Raw genomic sequence first — 18,428 nt, 5'->3', positions numbered from 1 at the left:
ATCTTTCATCGTTTGTTTTTTATCCTTTTACAAATTGTAATTCTCCAGCGATTTTTACATCATCGCTTACTAAAACACCGCCGGTTTCTAAGGCTGCATTCCAGTTTAGACCGAAATCACTTCTTTTGATTTTTCCTTCAAAAGTAAATCCAGCTTTAGTGTTTCCCCAAGGGTCTTGGTTGATTCCACCAAATTCAACTTCTAATTGTACAGGCTTAGTTACACCATTGATGGTCAAATGTCCTGTTACATCATCTGCTAAAGAAGAACTTTCAAAAGTAATCGTTGGGTTTTGCTCAGCATTGAAAAAGTCTGCGCTTTTTAAGTGAGCGTCTCTGTCATCATTATTTGTGTCAATAGAATCTGTTTGGATGGTTGCGCTTACTTTTGCATTCTTAAAAGTATCATCTTCTGCTTCTACTTCTGCAGTAAAAGTGTTAAACGCTCCTTTTACGTTAGAAATCATCATGTGTCTTACTTTGAAAGTGATTTCACTGTGTGTAGTGTCTAAGTTCCATTTTGTTGCCATAATATTTTGTATTTTAGTTAATTATTATGGTGCAAATGTACGATGTACTTAAACCTAGATGCATTGATGTAAGTTAAGAAATGATTTTTTTTTATTAGAGCAAGACGGTTTCTGTTTTTTTTAAGAATTAAAACTTCTCCGTCAGATATTTCCAATAGCGTTTCGGAACCCACTGAATATGAAGTTTCATGTTTTTTCGTTCAGGAATTCCAGTTTTTACAAAGTAACGTTGCCAAAGTTTTTGGTATTTTTTCTCTTCATCGTGATGGAACTGCTCAGAGTTTCTGAAATTTTGCATTTGAGAAGAATCAGTCGTGAAAAAATGAACTTCTTTTAAATCGTAAAAAATTCCATAATGCCTTTTCAAATCGAAAATCATCCATTTTTGGTCAGCGTATCTTTCTTTAAAATGTTTTCTGATAAGTGGTAAAACATTAAAATCAGGTTCTATTTTGGCAAAATAAACTTCGTCTTGTAATAATTCAAAACGTACAAAAGCCAGCATTCTGTGTCGTTCTCTGCTCACGCTTCTGCATATTTTAGAAATTTCTAAAATATCTTCATTCCCAAAATCTTGTAAAATATTTTGTTTTGGATGTTTTATGGAGTGTCGAATTACACTCAAAATTAATCGTTCCAAGTCTTTTCTCTCCGACAAATAAACCATCATGAGTTGAGAAATGCCTTGCTTTCCTAGGTTTTCTTCCAATTTTTTCAGAACTCGGTCAGATTTGGTAAAATCAGTAATCACCTCATGTGTTTCTGCGAAGAAATTTTCTTGACTGTAATTTTGTTGAGCAACAATTTCCACAGTATCATATTTGTACTCGAAAACTTCAAATACAGCGGTCATTAATCCTTCAAAAGTGGAATCATATATTAATGTAGTCATTTCAATCGAAATCAATTAAAACAAACTTAACTGCTCCGAAAACGGATTTTGCCATTTAGATTTCATGCCATTTACAATGATTTGTCTGAAATTTTGCTCATCAATTAATCGGCTGAAAATATTTTGACTTTCAAATTCTATAAAGTATTTGGCTCTGTTGATTGCAACGCCCATTTTTTTGAGGTGTTCTAAATTCAATTTCTGAAATTTTCTCGCCATCAGAATTTTATTTACAGAAGTTACACCCACTCCAGGAATCCTTAGTAGCATTTCTTTCGGTGCAGTATTGATATTTACTGGGAACTTTTCTCTGTTTCTAAGTGCCCAAGCTAATTTTGGGTCTACTTCTAAATCTAGAAACGGATGATTTTTATCTAAAATTTCATTGGCATCAAAACCATAAAAACGCATCAGCCAATCTGCTTGATACAGCCGGTTTTCCCTTTGCATCGGAACTTGAGCATGAATGGAAGGTAAATTTTTATCTTCTAAAACAGGAACGTAACCAGAATAATACACCCGTTTCATGTTGTAATTTTGATAAAAATGTTTGGCTACATGAATGATTTTCAGGTCAGTTTCGTTGGTTGCACCCACAATCATTTGGGTAGATTGACCAGCTGGAGCGAATTTGGGAACTTTTCTAAAAATTTTTCTTTCTTCTTGATAAACCGTTAAAGCATTTTTAATAAAACCCATCGGTTTTATCATGTCTTGATGAGATTTTTCGGGAGCGAGAAGTTTTAAACCAGATTCTGTAGGAATTTCCAAATTGATGGAAAGTCTGTCTGCGTATAAACCCGCTTCTCTAATTAGTTCATCACTTGCTCCAGGAATGGTTTTTAGGTGAATGTAGCCATTGAAGTTATGTTCTTCTCTCAATTTTTGGGCAATTCTCACCAATCGTTCCATAGTGAAATCTGCATTTTTAAAAATTCCAGAACTTAAAAATAAGCCCTCAATATAATTTCTGCGGTAGAAATTCATCGTGAGGTCTACCACTTCTTCTACCGTGAAAGCAGCCCGTTTTATGTCGTTTGATTTTCTGGAAACGCAATATAAACAGTCGTAAATGCAATGATTGGTTAAGAGAATTTTGAGCAAAGAAATACATCTGCCATCTTCTGTAAAGGAGTGACAAATTCCCGCAGTATGACTATTGCCTAATCCGCCTTTGTTTTTACGATTTCCACCACTCGAAGAGCAGGAAACGTCGTATTTAGCGGCGTCTGCAAGGATTTCTAATTTTTCTTTTATTCTGTCTAAATTCATAATCTTCTTAGGTCAAAGATAGTTCGCGCAAAATAAAATTTCAATAGATTTTGTCTAAAGTTATCCGCAAAAAATGTTAAAATTTAGAGCACTTCTTTTCTGATTTTAGCAATCGCTTTTTTCATGCTTTCGTTGAAGTGTTCTTTTTCTAATCGGGTTGGTGGTGCTTTTCTTACTTCGCAGTCAGAGATGCTGCATGTTTCGCAAGTAACGCCTACGTCTTCAGATTTAATGCTGTCGTTTTTTGCAAATTTTATTTTTTTCAAGGAATTAGAATTCAGTAAAATTCCCAAGCAGTAACTTCTGTTGGTTCCGTCTGAAAATGGGTTTCTGTGCGAAGTAGAAATTACCAGATAGCTCAATCCAGAATCTTTGTAATGAGAAATTTGTGCAGAAGTTGCGGTTTCATTTTCTTGCAATTCTTTTAAATTTTTAATTGCAACCCAGCGTCTGCAGTAATGTTCGTTGGTAGCGTTTCCGTGAGGAGCTTGTTGTTGATTCAAGTGTAATTCTTTCAGAATTTGCACCTTGTCAGTGTTTTTCTTTTTGACGAAACACAAATAAAATAAATCTTTTATCCCGAATTCGGCTGAAAGTAAATTGGTTAAGCGATAATAAAAAGTCTCAGGAGAATTGGTGAAATGGGCAATTAATTCATCGAATTTTTGAGAATCAAAGTCTGGTTCGTCAAAGAATTCTTCTGTTTTTTCGATCAATTCATCTTTTGGTATCAGAATACAACCTGCAAAATATGAAGCGTAGAAATTACTCAATAATTCTTCGAAACTGGTGAAGTCTAACCAGGAATAAGTATTTGGTCTTGGATTGAGTTCTAAAACTTGAAAGCCAATTTCTTTAGCAAGAATGAAGGTTTTTTGATTCTCATCAAGTAAACGATTGAGAATCAATAATTTTTTTTCAGGAACGTAAAGCGAACGAAGATGATTTAAAGTTCCATATTGCTCAAAATCTTCGGATTTTATTTCATAATCGAAAACATCAAGTAGAATTTTTTCTAAATGTTTAATATCAATGTTTTTTCCGAGCTTTAATTGATTTTCATCAGCGAAATTTTTGGCTTTTTCTTCAATATCTGGAAAATGATTGTCGTATAATTCTTGAAAACTTCTGACCACAGCGAAGTAAAAACGCTCTTTTCCGAGATTGTAATTTTGGGAAATTTCAATCAAAGTGTTGATAAATGCAGTTACTTTTTTAGGAGCTTCACTGATGATATTAATGAGTGTATTTTTATTGATTCCAAAAAGTTCTAGCGGAATTTCTTTGAAGAAATCGCTTTGTAAAATTTCACTAAAAGGAGCAAGGTTTTTGTCCAGTTTGGTAGAGACTAAATCGTCAAATTTGCAATTCAGTACATCAGCTAACTGAATGATTTTATCATGTTTAGGATATTTTTTTCCGTTTTCTATTTCATTAAGATAAGATTTTGAAAGTTTGGTTTTGTCTGCCAAATCTTGCAGTGACCAATTTCTTTTTTGTCTCTGTTGTCTCAGTTTTAAACCAAAAACGGTTTTGATAAAATCACTTTCGCTGTTCATTATAAAATTTTTATTGAATCTAAATAAGAGGTAAAAACCCTTTAAAATTCAAAGATAAGAATTATAAGCGATTTTTCGCATAATAATTTTTATTAAAAATTTAGCGAACGTTCGCTGTAAGTGAAAATATTTTTTATATTTGCAAAAGAACAAATTCAAAATCTATTCATTTCGTTTCAAATAAAACTAATAACCACATTTTTTTGAAACCCACAACAAAATATACTATGGAGTCTAATTTTAAAATCACATCCGCTCATCATTATCCCGAAATTTTTTCGGAAGAACTGGTGAAATTTTTAATTCACTTGCATAAAAATTTTAATCAAAACAGATTAGAATTATTGTCTGCAAGGAAAATGGTGCAACAAAAAATAGATGAAGGCATTTTTCCTAAATTCCCAGAAGAAACTTTAGGAATTAGAGAAGAAAATTGGGTGTGCAGCAGATTGCCAAAAGATTTACAAGACAGACGTGTAGAAATAACTGGTCCGGTTGATAGAAAAATGATTATCAATGCCTTAAATTCTGGAGCGTCTACTTTTATGGCAGATTTTGAGGATTCTAATTCGCCAACTTGGGAAAATTGCATGGAAGGACAGATTAATCTTTCTGATGCTATCAATAGAACCATAGATTTTTTAAACGAAGAAGGAAAAGCATACCAATTGGGCGAAAAATTGGCGGTACTTTTGGTAAGACCTCGTGGGTTACATTTAGACGAAAAAAATATAATGATAAACGGAGAAAAAGCTTCTGGTTCTCTTATAGATTTCGGGATTTATTTTTTCAGAAATGCGAAGAAATTATTAGAAAACGGAAGCGGTCCCTACTTTTATTTACCAAAATTAGAGCACTATAAAGAAGCACAATGGTGGAATGAGATCTTCAATTTCTCACAAAATTATTTAGGTATTTCACAAGGCACAATTAAGGCCACAGTTCTTATAGAAACCATTACTGCTTCTTTTCAGCTCGATGAAATTTTATACGAACTCAAAGAACATAGTTCTGGACTCAATTGTGGAAGATGGGATTACATTTTCTCTTACATCAAAAAATTTAGAAATCATAAGGAATTTTTATTTCCAGATAGAGATCAAGTGACCATGACTTCTCCTTTTATGAGTGCCTATTCAAAACGAGTGATTCAGGTTTGTCATAAACGAGGAGTTCATGCAATGGGAGGAATGGCAGCGCAAATTCCCGTAAAAAATAATGAAGAAGAAAACGAATTGGCATATGCAAAAGTTAGAGCAGACAAAGAACGTGAAGTGAAAAACGGGCACGATGGAACTTGGGTAGCACATCCTGGTTTGGTTCCTGTTGCGAAGCAAATTTTTGATGAATTTATGCCTACTCCAAATCAAATTTCTGAAAAACACGAAGATTATCATATTACAGAGGCAGATTTATTAGAAGTTCCAAAAGGGGAAATCACCGAAAAAGGCGTGAGAAAAAATATTAACGTAGGAATTCTTTATATAGAATCTTGGCTCATGGGAACTGGAGCTGCTGCATTGTATAATTTAATGGAAGATGCTGCAACTGCGGAAATTTCTAGAACTCAAATTTGGCAATGGCTGAAAAATAAAGCAAAACTAAATGATGGAAGAACATTGACCCAAGAAATGGTTCTGGAATTTGAGAAAGAAGAACTCGAAAATATCAAAAAATATGTAGGCGAAAATCGTTACGAAAAGGGAAAATTTGATTTGGCAACAAAACTCTTTAATGAGTTGGTTTTCGATGAAAATTTCGAGGACTTTTTAACCTTAAAAGCGTATCCGTTTATTTAAGAGCCCTAAAATTTAACAAACAAACCCAAAATATCATGAACAGACAAGAACAAATCCAAGCGCTCGAAAAAGAATGGAGAGAAAATCCAAGATGGAGCGGAATTACAAGGCCTTATTCGGCTGAAGAAGTTTTAAAACTAAGAGGAAAATACAAGCTAGATTATACCATCGCTACACAAATGTCAGAGTTGCTTTGGGAAAAGCTAAATAATCAAGATTTTGTAGCCGGATTAGGAGCTTTAACGGGAAATCAAGCGGTTCAAGAAGTGGACGCAGGTTTAGAAGCTATTTATCTTTCTGGTTGGCAAGTTGCTGCAGATGCGAATCTTTCTGGAGAAATGTATCCTGACCAATCGCTTTATCCTGCGAATTCAGTTCCAGCAGTTGTGAAAAAAATCAATAATGCACTTTTGAGAGCAGACCAAATTCAGTCTGTAAATGGAGGTGGTGAAAAAGATTATTTGGTTCCAATCGTTGCAGATGCAGAAGCTGGTTTCGGGGGGAATCTAAATGCTTTTGAACTGATGAAACAAATGATAGAAGCTGGTGCAGCTGGTGTTCACTTCGAAGATCAATTGTCTTCTGCAAAAAAATGCGGTCACCTTGGTGGAAAGGTTTTGGTTCCTACTCAAGAAGCGATTAATAAATTGATTGCAGCAAGATTAGCAGCAGATGTTTGCGGAGTTCCTACTGTTTTAGTGGCAAGAACAGATGCTGATGCAGCAGATTTATTGACTTCTGATATTGATGATAGAGATAAAAAATTCGTTACTGGTGCAAGGACTTCTGAAGGTTTCTTCCAAGTGAATTGTGGAGTAGAACAAGGTATTGATAGAGGACTTTCTTATGCGCCTTATGCTGATTTAATTTGGATGGAAACTTCTAATCCTGATTTGGAATATGCGAGAAAATTTGCAGAAGGAATTCAAGCAAAATTCCCTGGTAAAATGTTGGCTTACAACTGTTCACCTTCTTTCAATTGGGCAGCGAAATTGACGGTTCCTGAAATGGAAACATTCCGCGAAGAATTAGCGAAAATGGGATACAAATTCCAATTTATCACTTTGGCAGGTTTCCACGCATTGAATACTGCGATGTTCGAATTGGCGTTGGCTTATAAAGAAAGAGGAATGGCTGGTTACAGCGAATTACAGGAAAGAGAATTTGCTTTACAGGCTAAAGGTTTCCGTGCAGTGAAACACCAAAGTTTCGTGGGAACAGGTTATTTTGATGCAGTTCAAACCACTGTTACTTCTGGAAATGTTTCTACTACAGCTTTAGCTGGTTCTACGGAAGCGGAGCAATTCCATTAATCAAGAGCCAAGTAAAAAGACTCAAGTAAAAAGTAAGAATATAGTTTAAAAGGATTCTTAAATTTTAGAAAATAAAAAATGATTTATTCATAATTCATTTCCATTTGTCACTCTTAACAAACTAAGAGTCCATAGTTTTTAATTTGTTGAAAAAATCGCCTCGCAATTTTGCGAGGCGATTTTGTAATTATAGTTTTATTTTCACTTTACTTTCTTTAGCAGAATCCCAAACTAAATTTACTTTCAATGTTTTCTTCTCAGAATCATAAGTGTATTCTAATTTTTTACAACCTGCTTTTACATAATTTGGATTTTTAGAAACATGGTGAATAATGAGTTCTATACTTTTAGATTTTGCAGAAAAATTTGCGCCCACTTCATTTTCTAACTCAAAAGTGATGTTTTTTCCATTGGGTTTGGCTTCGAATTCCATGAGTTCAAATTGTCCTATTTCGTAGGCTTCGTTTTGTAAACCATCGTCATTATACAATTTCAGTTCGGTTTCTTTTACTTTTTCGTCAAAATAATAATGCAAAATCAAAGAATTTCCATCATATTCTTTGGTAGATTGCATCGGTTTCGCTATCGGAATGATGCTTCCTGCTCTTACAAAAGTTGGGATTTTATCTTCTTCCGTGGCAAAAGTCTGAGTAGTTCCGCCAGAAATTTTTTCATCAGTATAGAAATTTACCCAATCAGAATTTTTAGGAAAATAAATGCTTTGTTCTTTTTGTCCTTTATTTAAAATCGGAGAAATTAAGAAATCTTTGCCCCAAAAATAAGCGGTATTATACGTGTACAATTTTTGATTTTCTGGTTCTTCAAAAAATAAAGGTCTCATTAACGGAGTTCCGTTTTTGTGATTTTCGAAAACTAAATTGTAATTGTAAGGAAGCAAAGCGTAACGCAATTCAATCGCTTTTTTGGCTAAATTTTTTGCTTTTTCGCTTCTGTAAATTGGTTCGCTTGGTACATTTTCATCAGCGTGAGGTCTGTAAATTGGGTTGAAAACGCCGTATTGCAACCAACGAGCATACAATTCATCGTCTTCATTTTTTCCTGCAAAACCTCCCAAATCACTGTGCATAAAAGCTATTCCTTGAAGTCCCATTTGTAGTGCAATATCAGGCTGACTTTGCAAACCGCCCCAACTTCTAGAAACGTCGCCACTCCAAGGAACGAGGCCATTTCTTTGAGCACCAGAATAACCAGCTCTCATCAAAATAAACGGACGAGCATTTGGTGAAGTTTCTGCAAAACTTTCTTTGACCAATTTCGCCCAATCCATTCCGTAAATATTGTGAACTTGGTCGCCGTTTTTACCGTTTCCGTGAAGAATGGTAGAAGGATGAACTTCTGGCTCACCTAAATCTCCCCAAATTCCTGTAACGCCTTGATTTAATAAGTCTTTGTAAATATTTTTGAACCAAGAATTTCCTTTTTGGCTGTAAATGTCAATCAAACCAGTGTGCCCGAAATAAAAATCGTACATAAATGCTTTTCCCTCATTGTTTTTTGCCAAAATTTCTTTGTCAAGAGCTTCTTGATAACGCGAAGAAGTATTCACCACGAAAGGTTCGGTGATGAGAATGGTTTCTACGTTGTTTTTTCGCAAATCGTCAATCATTTGTTGAGGTTTTGGGAAATTATCTTTGTCCCAAGCAAAATTTCCGAGCGTTCCTTGAATAGATTTTCCGAACCAATATAAATCTAAAATAATGGCATCAACCGGAATTTTTTCGGCTCTGAATTTCTCAATCGTTTCTAAAGTTTGTTGCTGTGTATGATATCCAAATCTGCTCGAAAAATTTCCTAAACTCCATCTTGGAAGCATCGGTTGTTTTCCTGTTAAATCCGTATAATTTTTAACCAAATCGTCCCAAGAATTTCCTGAAATCACTTGGTAAACTTTTCTTCCAGAAACCGTTTCGTAAGTGAGAGAATTGTCTTTTTTGCTGTCCAAATCTAGGTAACCAATTGGTGAATTATCAAAATGCAGTAAATATTTTTTACTCGAAACTACGATGGGCATCGAGAAATTGAGCAATGGAGCGTGAGTTTCAAAACCATATTGAGCACGATTGTAGAGCATTAATCTGTTTCCTCGTCTGTTCATTCCAAGAGCTCTAGAACCAGCTCCAAATAAAATTTCGTCTGGTGTTATATTAAAATTCAACGTTTCAAAATTTTGTGGATGATTATTGATTTCGCCATTTTCATACGTTCCGTAACCGTTTTTTTCGGAAATCAAGAGTTCATCATCTTTATAATATGAAATTTGAAAAGGTACTTTTTGAATTTTTACGGTAATTCCAGATGTTTCAATCCATGCAAAACCTCTGGTTTCTCTGAAATTGTATTTTACAGATTGTGGAGCAAGAATTACAGCGTGAGAATTTTCTGTAATCGTTTGGTTTTTAGGAATAAATGCCGTTTCTACCATTTCTGGAGTGTAGAATTTCACTTGATATAATCCATCATTGACAGAAATTTCGGCGGTGTTATTTTTAAATTTAATTTTTTGAAAAAATCTTTGATTGTTTTGTGCGAAAAGATTTGCTGCTAAGAAAAGCAACAAAAACTTGAAAACGTTATTCATTTCCTAAAGCATTAAAATTTGTTAGCGTAAAGGTAAGGAAATTTAAATTTCTATGATTTTTAATCTGTCCAGTTTTCAAGTTTTCCAGTATCTGAATCTAGCCAAATTTCTAAATAGACATCTTCAGAAATTGGAATTCCTTTATTTTTTATAATGTCAAATTGTAAGTTTTTCAATGCTTCAAGCATGGTATTTATACAATAGTTGTATTCATTTCTATCAAAAGCCTCATCAATTTCCTTATCTGTTTTATAGTCTTGCATTATAATTTTAGATATTTTCCCTTTTTCGTTTATGGTGACTAAAAATTTTTCAGAGCAATCTCCTTTCCATTTTATTTTTTTTAGTTTTTTGAAAATAATATCTGATAATTTAGTTTTATCTTTTCTATATATTCCATTCGGAACTTTTTCATAATTATTTACAATGTCGTATTTTTTAAGAAGTCCGTCAGAAAAAACCAGAATATTTTCATTTTCATAAATTCTATAGAAAACACCATCCCATCTTAACATTTTATTTTTTTTAATTTTTAGTGGAAAATTTATAATTCCAGAATACCAATCAATAAAGACTTTTCCGTTTTTTACTTTTTTACCAAAAATTTTATTCATTCTCTCTTGTGATGCGACGAGGTTTATTTTTTTATTATCTTTTAATTCAAAACATGAAATAATATGCTTTACAAATAAACTGTCATTTTCTACTTCATAAATTGCTTGGTAGCCTCTCCAACAATTTAGGCTTGTTCCCAATCCTTCTGTTGTGTTTCTAAAACTTAAACCAAATAACTTATCTTCATTTGGATTTAAACTTTGTAAATAGTTTTCTACAATCAAATTGTAAGTAGGAATCGTGTCTTTTTTATAAATGATGTAATCAGGGATTTGTGGGCTTCCAAAGCAATGAATTGATATGAGAAAGAAGAATGTTTTAAAAAAAAGTTTCATGGTTGTCAATTTTATATGCATAAAGGTAAGGAAATTTGACATGTATTATAAGTTACAAAAGGTATTAAATTTCTAATTATCTTTGCACCATGATACGCATTACTAAAATTTTCACCTTCGAGACGGCGCATGTTTTGTATAACTATGACGGCAAATGCAAAAATATGCACGGACATTCTTACAAACTTTTTGTGACCGTAAAAGGAACTCCAATTAATGACATCAATAACGTGAAAAACGGAATGGTGGTGGATTTCGGAGATATCAAAAAAATTGTAAAAGAGGAAATTGTAGATGTTTGGGATCATGCTGTTTTATTGAATGCATTGACGCCACATAAAGAATTGGGAGAAGATTTGGCGCAAAAAGGACATAAAGTAATTGAGTGCAATTACCAACCGACTTGCGAAAATATGCTCTACGAAATTGCCGAAAAAATTAAGAATAAATTGCCTTCTCACGTTCAATTGGCGTATCTGAAACTCCACGAAACCGAAAATTCTTACGGAGAATGGTTTGCGGAAGAGAATTCTTAAAGAGCCAAGAAAAAAGTTAAAAGAGCCAAAAAATAGAATTATTAATGAAGTCGCAGAGCGACGAAAAATATTTTACCCTAAGATTTTAATCTTAGATAAAAAAATGAAAATCGAATTACAGCCTAATAAAAAAATCTACTTTGCTTCTGATCAGCATTTTGGTGCGCCAACTCCTGAGTTGAGTAAGCCAAGAGAAGCTAAATTTTTAGCATGGTTAGACGAAATAAAACAAGATGCACAAGTGCTTTTTTTAATGGGCGATTTGTTTGATTTTTGGCACGAATGGAAATATGTAGTTCCGAAGGGTTATGTAAGAATTTTAGGGAAATTAGCAGAATTGAAAGACAGTGGAATTGACATTTATTTCTTCGTGGGTAACCATGATTTGTGGATGAAAGATTATCTGGAAGAAGAAATTGGGATTCCTGTTTTTTTTGAAAAGCAATATTATGAAGTTTCTGGGAAAAACTTTCTTTTAGCTCATGGTGATGGACTTGGACCAGGTGATAAAGGTTACAAGAGAATGAAAAAACTCTTTACTAATCCTATTGCGCAATGGTTTTTTAAGTGGCTTCATCCTGATATTGCGATGAAAGTTGCGATTTATTTTTCTACCAAAAATAAGATGATTAGTGGAGTAGAAGACATGAAGTTTTTAGGCGAGGACAAAGAATTTCTCATCATTTATTCTAAAGAAAAATTGAAGTCTGAAAATTTAGATTACTTCGTTTATGGTCATCGTCATTTGCCTATGATTTTAGATTTGAAAGTCGATGGAAAAGAAGCAAAACACGTAAATCTAGGTGACTGGATTTCGTATTTTACGTATGGTGTTTTTGATGGAGAAGAATTTAAAGTTTTAGAATATAAATAAGGAGTAAGTTTTGAAAAACATTTTCAACATAAAATCTGAAGCAGATTTCCAAGCAGCATGTTTGGAAACATTTCTTTATCAGTACGAAAATGTAGAAGTTTACCGAAAATTTGTAGATTTTTTAGGTAAAAATCCTTCGGAAATTAAAGAAATAAAAGATATTCCTTTTTTACCAATTGAAATGTTTAAAAATCATTTGGTCTTAGACAAGAATTTTAAAACTGAAGATTATTTTCAAAGTTCGGGAACTACGCAAATTCAGACTCGTTCAAAACATTATATTGCAGATTTTAACCTTTACGAAGAAAGTATTTATAAGAGTTTTGAACAGTTTATTGGCAAGCCAGAAGACTATATTTTCTTAGGTCTTCTTCCTAATTATTCAGAAAATCCGCATTCTTCATTGATCTATATGGTAGATTTTTTGATGAAAAAATCAGCAAAGCTAGAAAACGGGTATTTTCTCTATAATCACCAAGAATTGTTTGAACTTTTACAAAAATTAGGTCAAGAAAATAAAAACGTTATTCTTTTTGGGGTTTCTTTTGCCTTATTAGATTTCTTAGACTACTGTCATTCTGAACGAAGTGAAGAATCTGTTTCAATTCATTCTGAATTTCTCACAGTGATAGAAACGGGTGGAATGAAAGGCAGAAAAGAGGAAATGACCAAAGATGAACTTTTGAAAATTCTACAAAAAGGTTTCGGGACAGATAAAATTTTCTCTGAATATTCTATGACAGAACTGCTTTCTCAGGCATATTCTTTAGGAGAAAATGTATATGAAACGCCGAACTGTATGCGAGTTCTCATCAGAAATACCGAAGATCCATTTTCTTATATGGAATCAGGGAGAACTGGCGCCATTAATATTATAGACTTAGCGAATAGACATTCTTGCAGTTTTATTGCGACACAAGATTTGGGCAAAATTGTAAATGATTTTGAGGGTGCTCGCTATAATCTGAATGGGAAAAATGCTTTTCAGGTTCTAGGAAGAATTGACCATTCTGATATTCGCGGTTGTAGTTTATTGGTTTCATAAAATTCTACTTTGACTATAGTTGAAGAACCTACTTTAACTTCTTAGAAAATAAACATTGAGTTGTGATGTATTATATCACAATGAAGTATCTTGTAATAGTGAATACTACGTCTAATAATTCTCAAGAGAAATTAAAAAAGTCATAAAAAAATGCCACTAAAAAAGATTTCTTTTATATATCTTTACCTTTTGAAAATCAAACGAAATGAAACATAGGTTTACCTTATTAGTAGTGCTATTATTATCTGTAATCTCAGTGAAATCGCAAGATTATATAGATGATATTATGCTTCAGTCCTTTGGATGGGATGAGTATTCACAATCAAGAATAACAAGTGAGGGTAGTTTTTATCAATATTATAATTCTAGAGCAGGTAATTTAAAAGCGATGGGATTTGATATGATTTGGCTACCGCCACCAAGTGCTTCTACTGGAGGAGTGGGTTATTTCCCTACAGAATTGTATAATTTTTCTCAAACTACTTGGGGATCTGAAGCACAATTGAGAAAAATGTTAACTAATATGAATGCGAGAGGGCTTTATCCTATTGCAGACGTTGTAGCTAATCACAGAAGTGGAACTACTGGGTGGGTAGACTTTACCAATCCAGCATGGGGTTGTGAAACCATCTGTAGTAATGATGATGCAGCGAGTGCTTCTTATGTAGGTTGTAGACCTTCTGGTGCACTAGATACAGGAATGGAATTTGGAGGTTCAAGGGATATGGATCATACCAACTTAACAGTACAAAATGGGTATAAAGAGTTTTTAACAAGGTTAAAAGGATTAGGCTTCAAAGGATGGAGATGGGATGTAGCTAAAGGTTTTTCTGCATCATATTTTGGAAACTATATCAATGATAGTAAACCATATTACTCTGTAGGTGAATTTTGGGATAGTGATGTAAATGCTCTAAAAACTTGGATTAATGGAACTTATGCTGGTGGAGCAACAATCTCTGGCGCCTTTGACTTTTCTTTATATTATACTCTTTCTGGAGTTATGGTTACTAATGGAAAACAAATTGCTTCTAATAATTATGCATCACTAAATTGGTCAGGAAGCATGGCTGGTTTAGCAGGTCAATATGGATTCAGCGAAAAAGCGGTAACCTTCGTAGATAACCATGATACTTTTGTGCATGATTCATCTTTTTTGGGGACTAATATTCCGAAAGCTTATGCTTATATTCTTACCCATCCGGGTATACCAAGTGTTTTTGCCCCACATTATTATGGTGGTAGTTATTCTAAAGATGGAGTTACTAGAAGTTACGGGTCTGGTTATGCTACAGCCATTAACTTGTTAATGGCAATAAGAAAAACTACAGGTATTAATGCTTATAGTAATGTTACAATTGACAAGGCGGAAGCAGGCTTGTATGCTGCATATATTAAAAAAAATGCATCGGATACCGAGCCAGTAGTTGCGGTTAAAATAGGGCCTTATGGATGGACACCTTCTTTAGGAACAGGTTGGATTCTTTCTGCTTCGGGTACGGACTATGCTGTTTGGACTAAAATAGCAATAAATGTTGCTCCAACCATAACTCTTGCTCCTTCTAGTAGTAAATATTTAGCTGGAACTAATGTTAGCGTTAGTATTACTGCTACTGATGATAGTGGAAATGCTCCTACAATTAGATACACCACAGATGGTTCAGAACCTACATCTTCATCGCCAATTTATACTTCTTCTTTTACAGTAAATTCTAATACAACTATTAAAGCAGTGGCTTTTGATAATTTAGGGTTAAGTTCAGGCGTTATAGAAAAAACTTATACTTTTGAAACACCAAAAGATATTGTAGTAAGATTTAAACCACCAACAACAAATCCAAATTGGCCTTTGCCAAAAATCCATTATTGGAATTATTCTCCAACCAATGCTCTTCCTGCTGCAAACTGGAATACACCCATTGATATGACAGCAGACGTAAATAATCCAGGATGGTTTAAGTATACTTTTCCAAGCATCATTCAAGTGAGTTTCTTGTTTAGAGACGGGAATGCTACTGGTACTTTAGGACAGACTCAAACAGGTGATATTGTTAATGTAACTCAGGATTCTTGGTATGAATGGGATGCAACTAATTCTTTATTTGTCAAACAAGTGAATTTATCTACTGATGATTTAGCTTTGAACGCTAAAAAGGTAACCTTAGAGGTTTTACAAAATCCTGCTTTAAATGGAGTGATTCATATAAGATACTCTAATGCAAAAGGCGGTAATCTTTATCTTTATGATTTGAGCGGTAAAATGCTTAAAACTCAAAAAGTAAATTCTAATTCAGGCGACGAAACGATTTTTGTCAACAATTTACAAAGTGGTAACTATTTACTGATACTGAAATCAGATCAAGGAATGTCTGTCTCGAAAGTGATTATCAAATAGATATTAGAACATCAATTTAAAAAGCCACTCTTTCCGAGTGGCTTTTTTATTTTTGAAAAATATTGTCATAAAAAAACCTTCAGAAACATTCTGAAGGTTTTTATGTTTGATATTATTTCTTGCTAATTATAAAGAAGCAGAGTGTAATAATAAATCTGTTAACTTGTTAGAGTAACCAGTTTCGTTATCATACCAAGAAACTAATTTTACGAAGTTTGGTGATAACATAATACCAGCGTCTTTATCAAAGATAGAAGTTCTCTTATCTCCTACGAAATCTTGAGAAACTACTAAATCTTCAGTGTAACCAAGAATTCCTTTTAATTCTCCTTCAGAAGCAGCTTTCATAGCAGCGCAAATTTCTTCGTAAGAAGTAGCTTTTTCTAATCTTACAGTTAAGTCTACTACAGAAACGTCAGCAGTTGGTACTCTGAAAGACATACCCGTTAATTTTCCGTTTAATGAAGGAATTACTTTACCTACAGCTTTAGCAGCACCAGTAGAAGAAGGGATAATGTTTAATAATGCACTTCTACCACCTCTCCAGTCTTTCATAGATGGACCATCTACCGTTCTTTGAGTAGCTGTAGTAGCGTGTACAGTTGTCATAAGACCTTCTACGATACCGAAGTTTTCGTGAACTACTTTTGCTAAAGGAGCAAGACAGTTAGTAGTACAAGAAGCGTTAGAGAAAATTTGTAAATCAGCAGGTAATTCTTTGTGGTTTACTCCCATTACGAACATTGGAGTGTCATCCTTAGATGGAGCAGAAAGAACTACTTTTTTAGCACCTGCATTAATGTGAGCAGAAGCTGTACCTTTATCTAAGAAAAGTCCTGTAGATTCTACGATATAATCTGCACCTACTTCATTCCATTTTAAATTATTAGGGTCTCTTTCAGAAGTGATTCTGATTGTTTTTCCGTTTACTACTAAATTATTTCCTTCTACTCTTACTTCGCCATTAAATTTGCCGTGAACAGAATCATACTTCATCATGTAAGCCATGTATTCTGCATTGATAAGGTCATTAATCCCTACGATTTCAATGTTATCTCTTTCTAACATTGCATTGAAAACTAGACTTCCAATTCTACCGAATCCGTTGATTCCTACTTTGATTGTTGACATATTTTTTGTTTTTAGTTGTTTAATTAAGTTACATTGCCAAGATTTCTGCAATCTGGAGTAAATCTTGATTGATTTCATTATGCTTTTTAATAGCATCTTCTATTGGCGTAAAAACTAAATCATTAGATCTAATTCCTGCCATTACATTCGTTAATCCTTTCATAAGTCCCACTACAGCTCCGTATCCCATTCTGCTTGCCAATACTCTATCTGCACAGCTAGGTGCGCCGCCTCTCTGGATGTGTCCTAGAATAGAAACTCTAATATCATAATCTGGGAATCTTACTTTAGTCTGTTCGGCTAATTCATAAGTAGACGCTAGTCTATCGCCTTCAGCTACAATTACAATACTAGAAGTTTTTCCTCTTTTTTGAGCTTTTTCAAACGTGTCAAATAGGTCTTCTAAACTATCTTTCTTCTCAGGAATAAGAATGTCTAATGCTCCAGAAGCTATACCACTGTTTAAAGCAATAAAACCAGCATCTCTTCCCATTACTTCGATGAAAAATACTCTATTGTGAGAAGTAGCGGTATCTCTAATTTTGTCAATGGCTTCCATTGCAGTATTCAACGCAGTATCATACCCGATGGTAAAGTCTGTACCGAAGATGTCATTGTCAATGGTTCCTGGAACACCAATTACTTTTACGCCAAATTCTTCTGCAAAAATTTTAGCTCCTGTAAATGTACCATCCCCACCAATACATACTAATGCGTCAATACCATTTTTCTGGCATTGCTCGAAAGCTTTTTGTCTACCTTCTTCGGTTCTGAATTCTTTAGAACGAGCCGAACGAAGGATTGTTCCTCCTAAATTGATGATATTGCTTACAGAACGAGGTCCCATTTTGGTAAAATTACCTTCTATAAGACCAGAGTAACCTCCTCTTACTCCTACACATTCTATTTTATGGTAATTAGCAGTTCTTACCACTGCTCTAATTGCTGCATTCATTCCCGGTGCGTCTCCACCCGAAGTAAGCACCGCGATTTTTTTCAAACTTGCGTTACCCATAGTGTTTTAATTTGACATGCAAATTTACAAAATAATACAAAACGGGGTACCATGTTTTTGGTCATATTTGATTTTTTGGCTATTAATAAAATATTGCTATTTTTGCAAAAATGAACAAAAAACTACATTCTAACAGGAGATTTCTGGCGTCACTTTTCGCAAGTGTATATCTGTTTGCTGTAGTGTTTTCGGGCTTTTTTCATACTCATACCAATAATTTCAAAGAAGATTTACTGTCTTTTAGCAAGACACCAGTCTCTGGAAAAATTGTAAATTTTGGTGGAGTAGATGATTGTTTCTCTTCACACTTTTTTAATGCTGGGATAGGAATTTTAGATGCCGAGTCAAATTTTCAGTTCATTATTTCTAAAAAATTTATACCAAAAAATTTCCAATATCACTTTACTGTACCTACAGAAAAAGTAGTATTCTTTTCATTACGGGCTCCACCAGTTTTCATTTAGAAATTTTACGAGTTGCGATGCTATTTTTAGAAGTTCGCATATACTATTATTATTT

The 18,428-nt window shown here is 33.8% G+C and carries 15 protein-coding genes; 7 read left to right on the top strand and 8 right to left on the bottom strand.

Going from position 1 to position 18,428, the window contains the following annotated elements; translation table 11 throughout:
- Nucleotides 1-19: 19 nt before the first annotated feature.
- The 4 genes from N7277_RS00985 to N7277_RS00970 all read right to left on the bottom strand — a co-directional run bounded on the left by N7277_RS00985 (nt 20) and on the right by N7277_RS00970 (nt 4,252).
- On the bottom strand, nt 20-529 hold the full coding sequence (locus tag N7277_RS00985; protein WP_274779923.1) for a YceI family protein: 510 nt from the start codon (nt 527-529) through the stop codon (nt 20-22).
- Nucleotides 530-656: 127 nt separating this feature from the next.
- Entirely contained in the window at nt 657-1,421 is a 765-nt protein-coding gene (locus N7277_RS00980) for a TIGR03915 family putative DNA repair protein (protein ID WP_274779922.1), read from the bottom strand.
- A gap of 15 nt (nt 1,422-1,436) precedes the next feature.
- Complete coding sequence (locus N7277_RS00975) at nt 1,437-2,693, bottom strand: putative DNA modification/repair radical SAM protein (RefSeq protein WP_274779921.1); 1,257 nt, start codon at nt 2,691-2,693, stop codon at nt 1,437-1,439.
- Between the two features lie 83 nt (nt 2,694-2,776).
- The gene (locus tag N7277_RS00970; protein ID WP_274779920.1) at nt 2,777-4,252 is read right to left on the bottom strand and encodes a helix-turn-helix domain-containing protein; all 1,476 of its coding nucleotides are present in this window, start codon (nt 4,250-4,252) and stop codon (nt 2,777-2,779) included.
- 227 nt (nt 4,253-4,479) lie between these two features.
- On the opposite strand from N7277_RS00970, the gene aceB reads away from it, so the two are divergent.
- On the top strand, nt 4,480-6,051 hold the full coding sequence (gene aceB / locus N7277_RS00965; RefSeq protein ID WP_274779919.1) for a malate synthase A: 1,572 nt from the start codon (nt 4,480-4,482) through the stop codon (nt 6,049-6,051).
- Between the two features lie 35 nt (nt 6,052-6,086).
- The gene (gene aceA / locus N7277_RS00960) at nt 6,087-7,364 is read left to right on the top strand and encodes an isocitrate lyase (protein ID WP_446715115.1); all 1,278 of its coding nucleotides are present in this window, start codon (nt 6,087-6,089) and stop codon (nt 7,362-7,364) included.
- A gap of 187 nt (nt 7,365-7,551) precedes the next feature.
- On the opposite strand, the gene N7277_RS00955 is transcribed toward aceA, so the two are convergent.
- Together N7277_RS00955 and N7277_RS00950 are read right to left on the bottom strand one after the other, a co-directional pair.
- Complete coding sequence (locus tag N7277_RS00955) at nt 7,552-9,963, bottom strand: glycoside hydrolase family 31 protein (protein WP_274779918.1); 2,412 nt, start codon at nt 9,961-9,963, stop codon at nt 7,552-7,554.
- A gap of 59 nt (nt 9,964-10,022) precedes the next feature.
- A complete protein-coding gene (locus N7277_RS00950; RefSeq protein ID WP_274779917.1) occupies nt 10,023-10,913 on the bottom strand; it encodes a hypothetical protein in 891 nt (296 codons plus the stop codon).
- An 89-nt stretch (nt 10,914-11,002) separates the two neighbouring features.
- Between N7277_RS00950 and queD the strand changes: the two genes are divergently transcribed.
- The 4 genes from queD to N7277_RS00930 all read left to right on the top strand — a co-directional run bounded on the left by queD (nt 11,003) and on the right by N7277_RS00930 (nt 15,763).
- Nucleotides 11,003-11,449 carry a 6-carboxytetrahydropterin synthase QueD gene (gene queD / locus N7277_RS00945; RefSeq protein WP_104794264.1) on the top strand — a complete coding sequence of 149 codons (447 nt, stop codon included), beginning with the start codon at nt 11,003-11,005 and terminating at the stop codon, nt 11,447-11,449.
- A gap of 103 nt (nt 11,450-11,552) precedes the next feature.
- Nucleotides 11,553-12,323 (top strand): UDP-2,3-diacylglucosamine diphosphatase, encoded by a 771-nt coding sequence (locus tag N7277_RS00940; protein ID WP_274779916.1) that lies wholly within the window; start codon nt 11,553-11,555, stop codon nt 12,321-12,323.
- Nucleotides 12,324-12,333: 10 nt separating this feature from the next.
- Complete coding sequence (locus N7277_RS00935; protein WP_274779915.1) at nt 12,334-13,368, top strand: LuxE/PaaK family acyltransferase; 1,035 nt, start codon at nt 12,334-12,336, stop codon at nt 13,366-13,368.
- Between the two features lie 205 nt (nt 13,369-13,573).
- Nucleotides 13,574-15,763, top strand: coding sequence for a chitobiase/beta-hexosaminidase C-terminal domain-containing protein (locus N7277_RS00930; RefSeq protein WP_274779914.1), 2,190 nt, complete (start codon nt 13,574-13,576; stop codon nt 15,761-15,763).
- 126 nt (nt 15,764-15,889) lie between these two features.
- Here N7277_RS00930 and gap read toward each other — a convergent pair whose 3' ends face one another.
- Entirely contained in the window at nt 15,890-16,894 is a 1,005-nt protein-coding gene (gene gap, locus N7277_RS00925; RefSeq protein WP_104794269.1) for a type I glyceraldehyde-3-phosphate dehydrogenase, read from the bottom strand.
- A 28-nt stretch (nt 16,895-16,922) separates the two neighbouring features.
- On the bottom strand, nt 16,923-17,909 hold the full coding sequence (gene pfkA / locus N7277_RS00920; protein ID WP_274779913.1) for a 6-phosphofructokinase: 987 nt from the start codon (nt 17,907-17,909) through the stop codon (nt 16,923-16,925).
- Nucleotides 17,910-18,019: 110 nt separating this feature from the next.
- On the opposite strand from pfkA, the gene N7277_RS00915 reads away from it, so the two are divergent.
- Nucleotides 18,020-18,373 carry a hypothetical protein gene (locus N7277_RS00915; RefSeq protein WP_274779912.1) on the top strand — a complete coding sequence of 118 codons (354 nt, stop codon included), beginning with the start codon at nt 18,020-18,022 and terminating at the stop codon, nt 18,371-18,373.
- The last annotated feature ends 55 nt before the right edge of the window (nt 18,374-18,428 follow it).

It is taken from the genome of Cloacibacterium sp. TD35 (genome assembly GCF_028864635.1).
In the GTDB taxonomy this organism is placed as follows: domain Bacteria; phylum Bacteroidota; class Bacteroidia; order Flavobacteriales; family Weeksellaceae; genus Cloacibacterium.
Note: the sequence above shows the minus strand (reverse complement) of the source record. Positions and strands in the feature narration are given on the sequence as shown.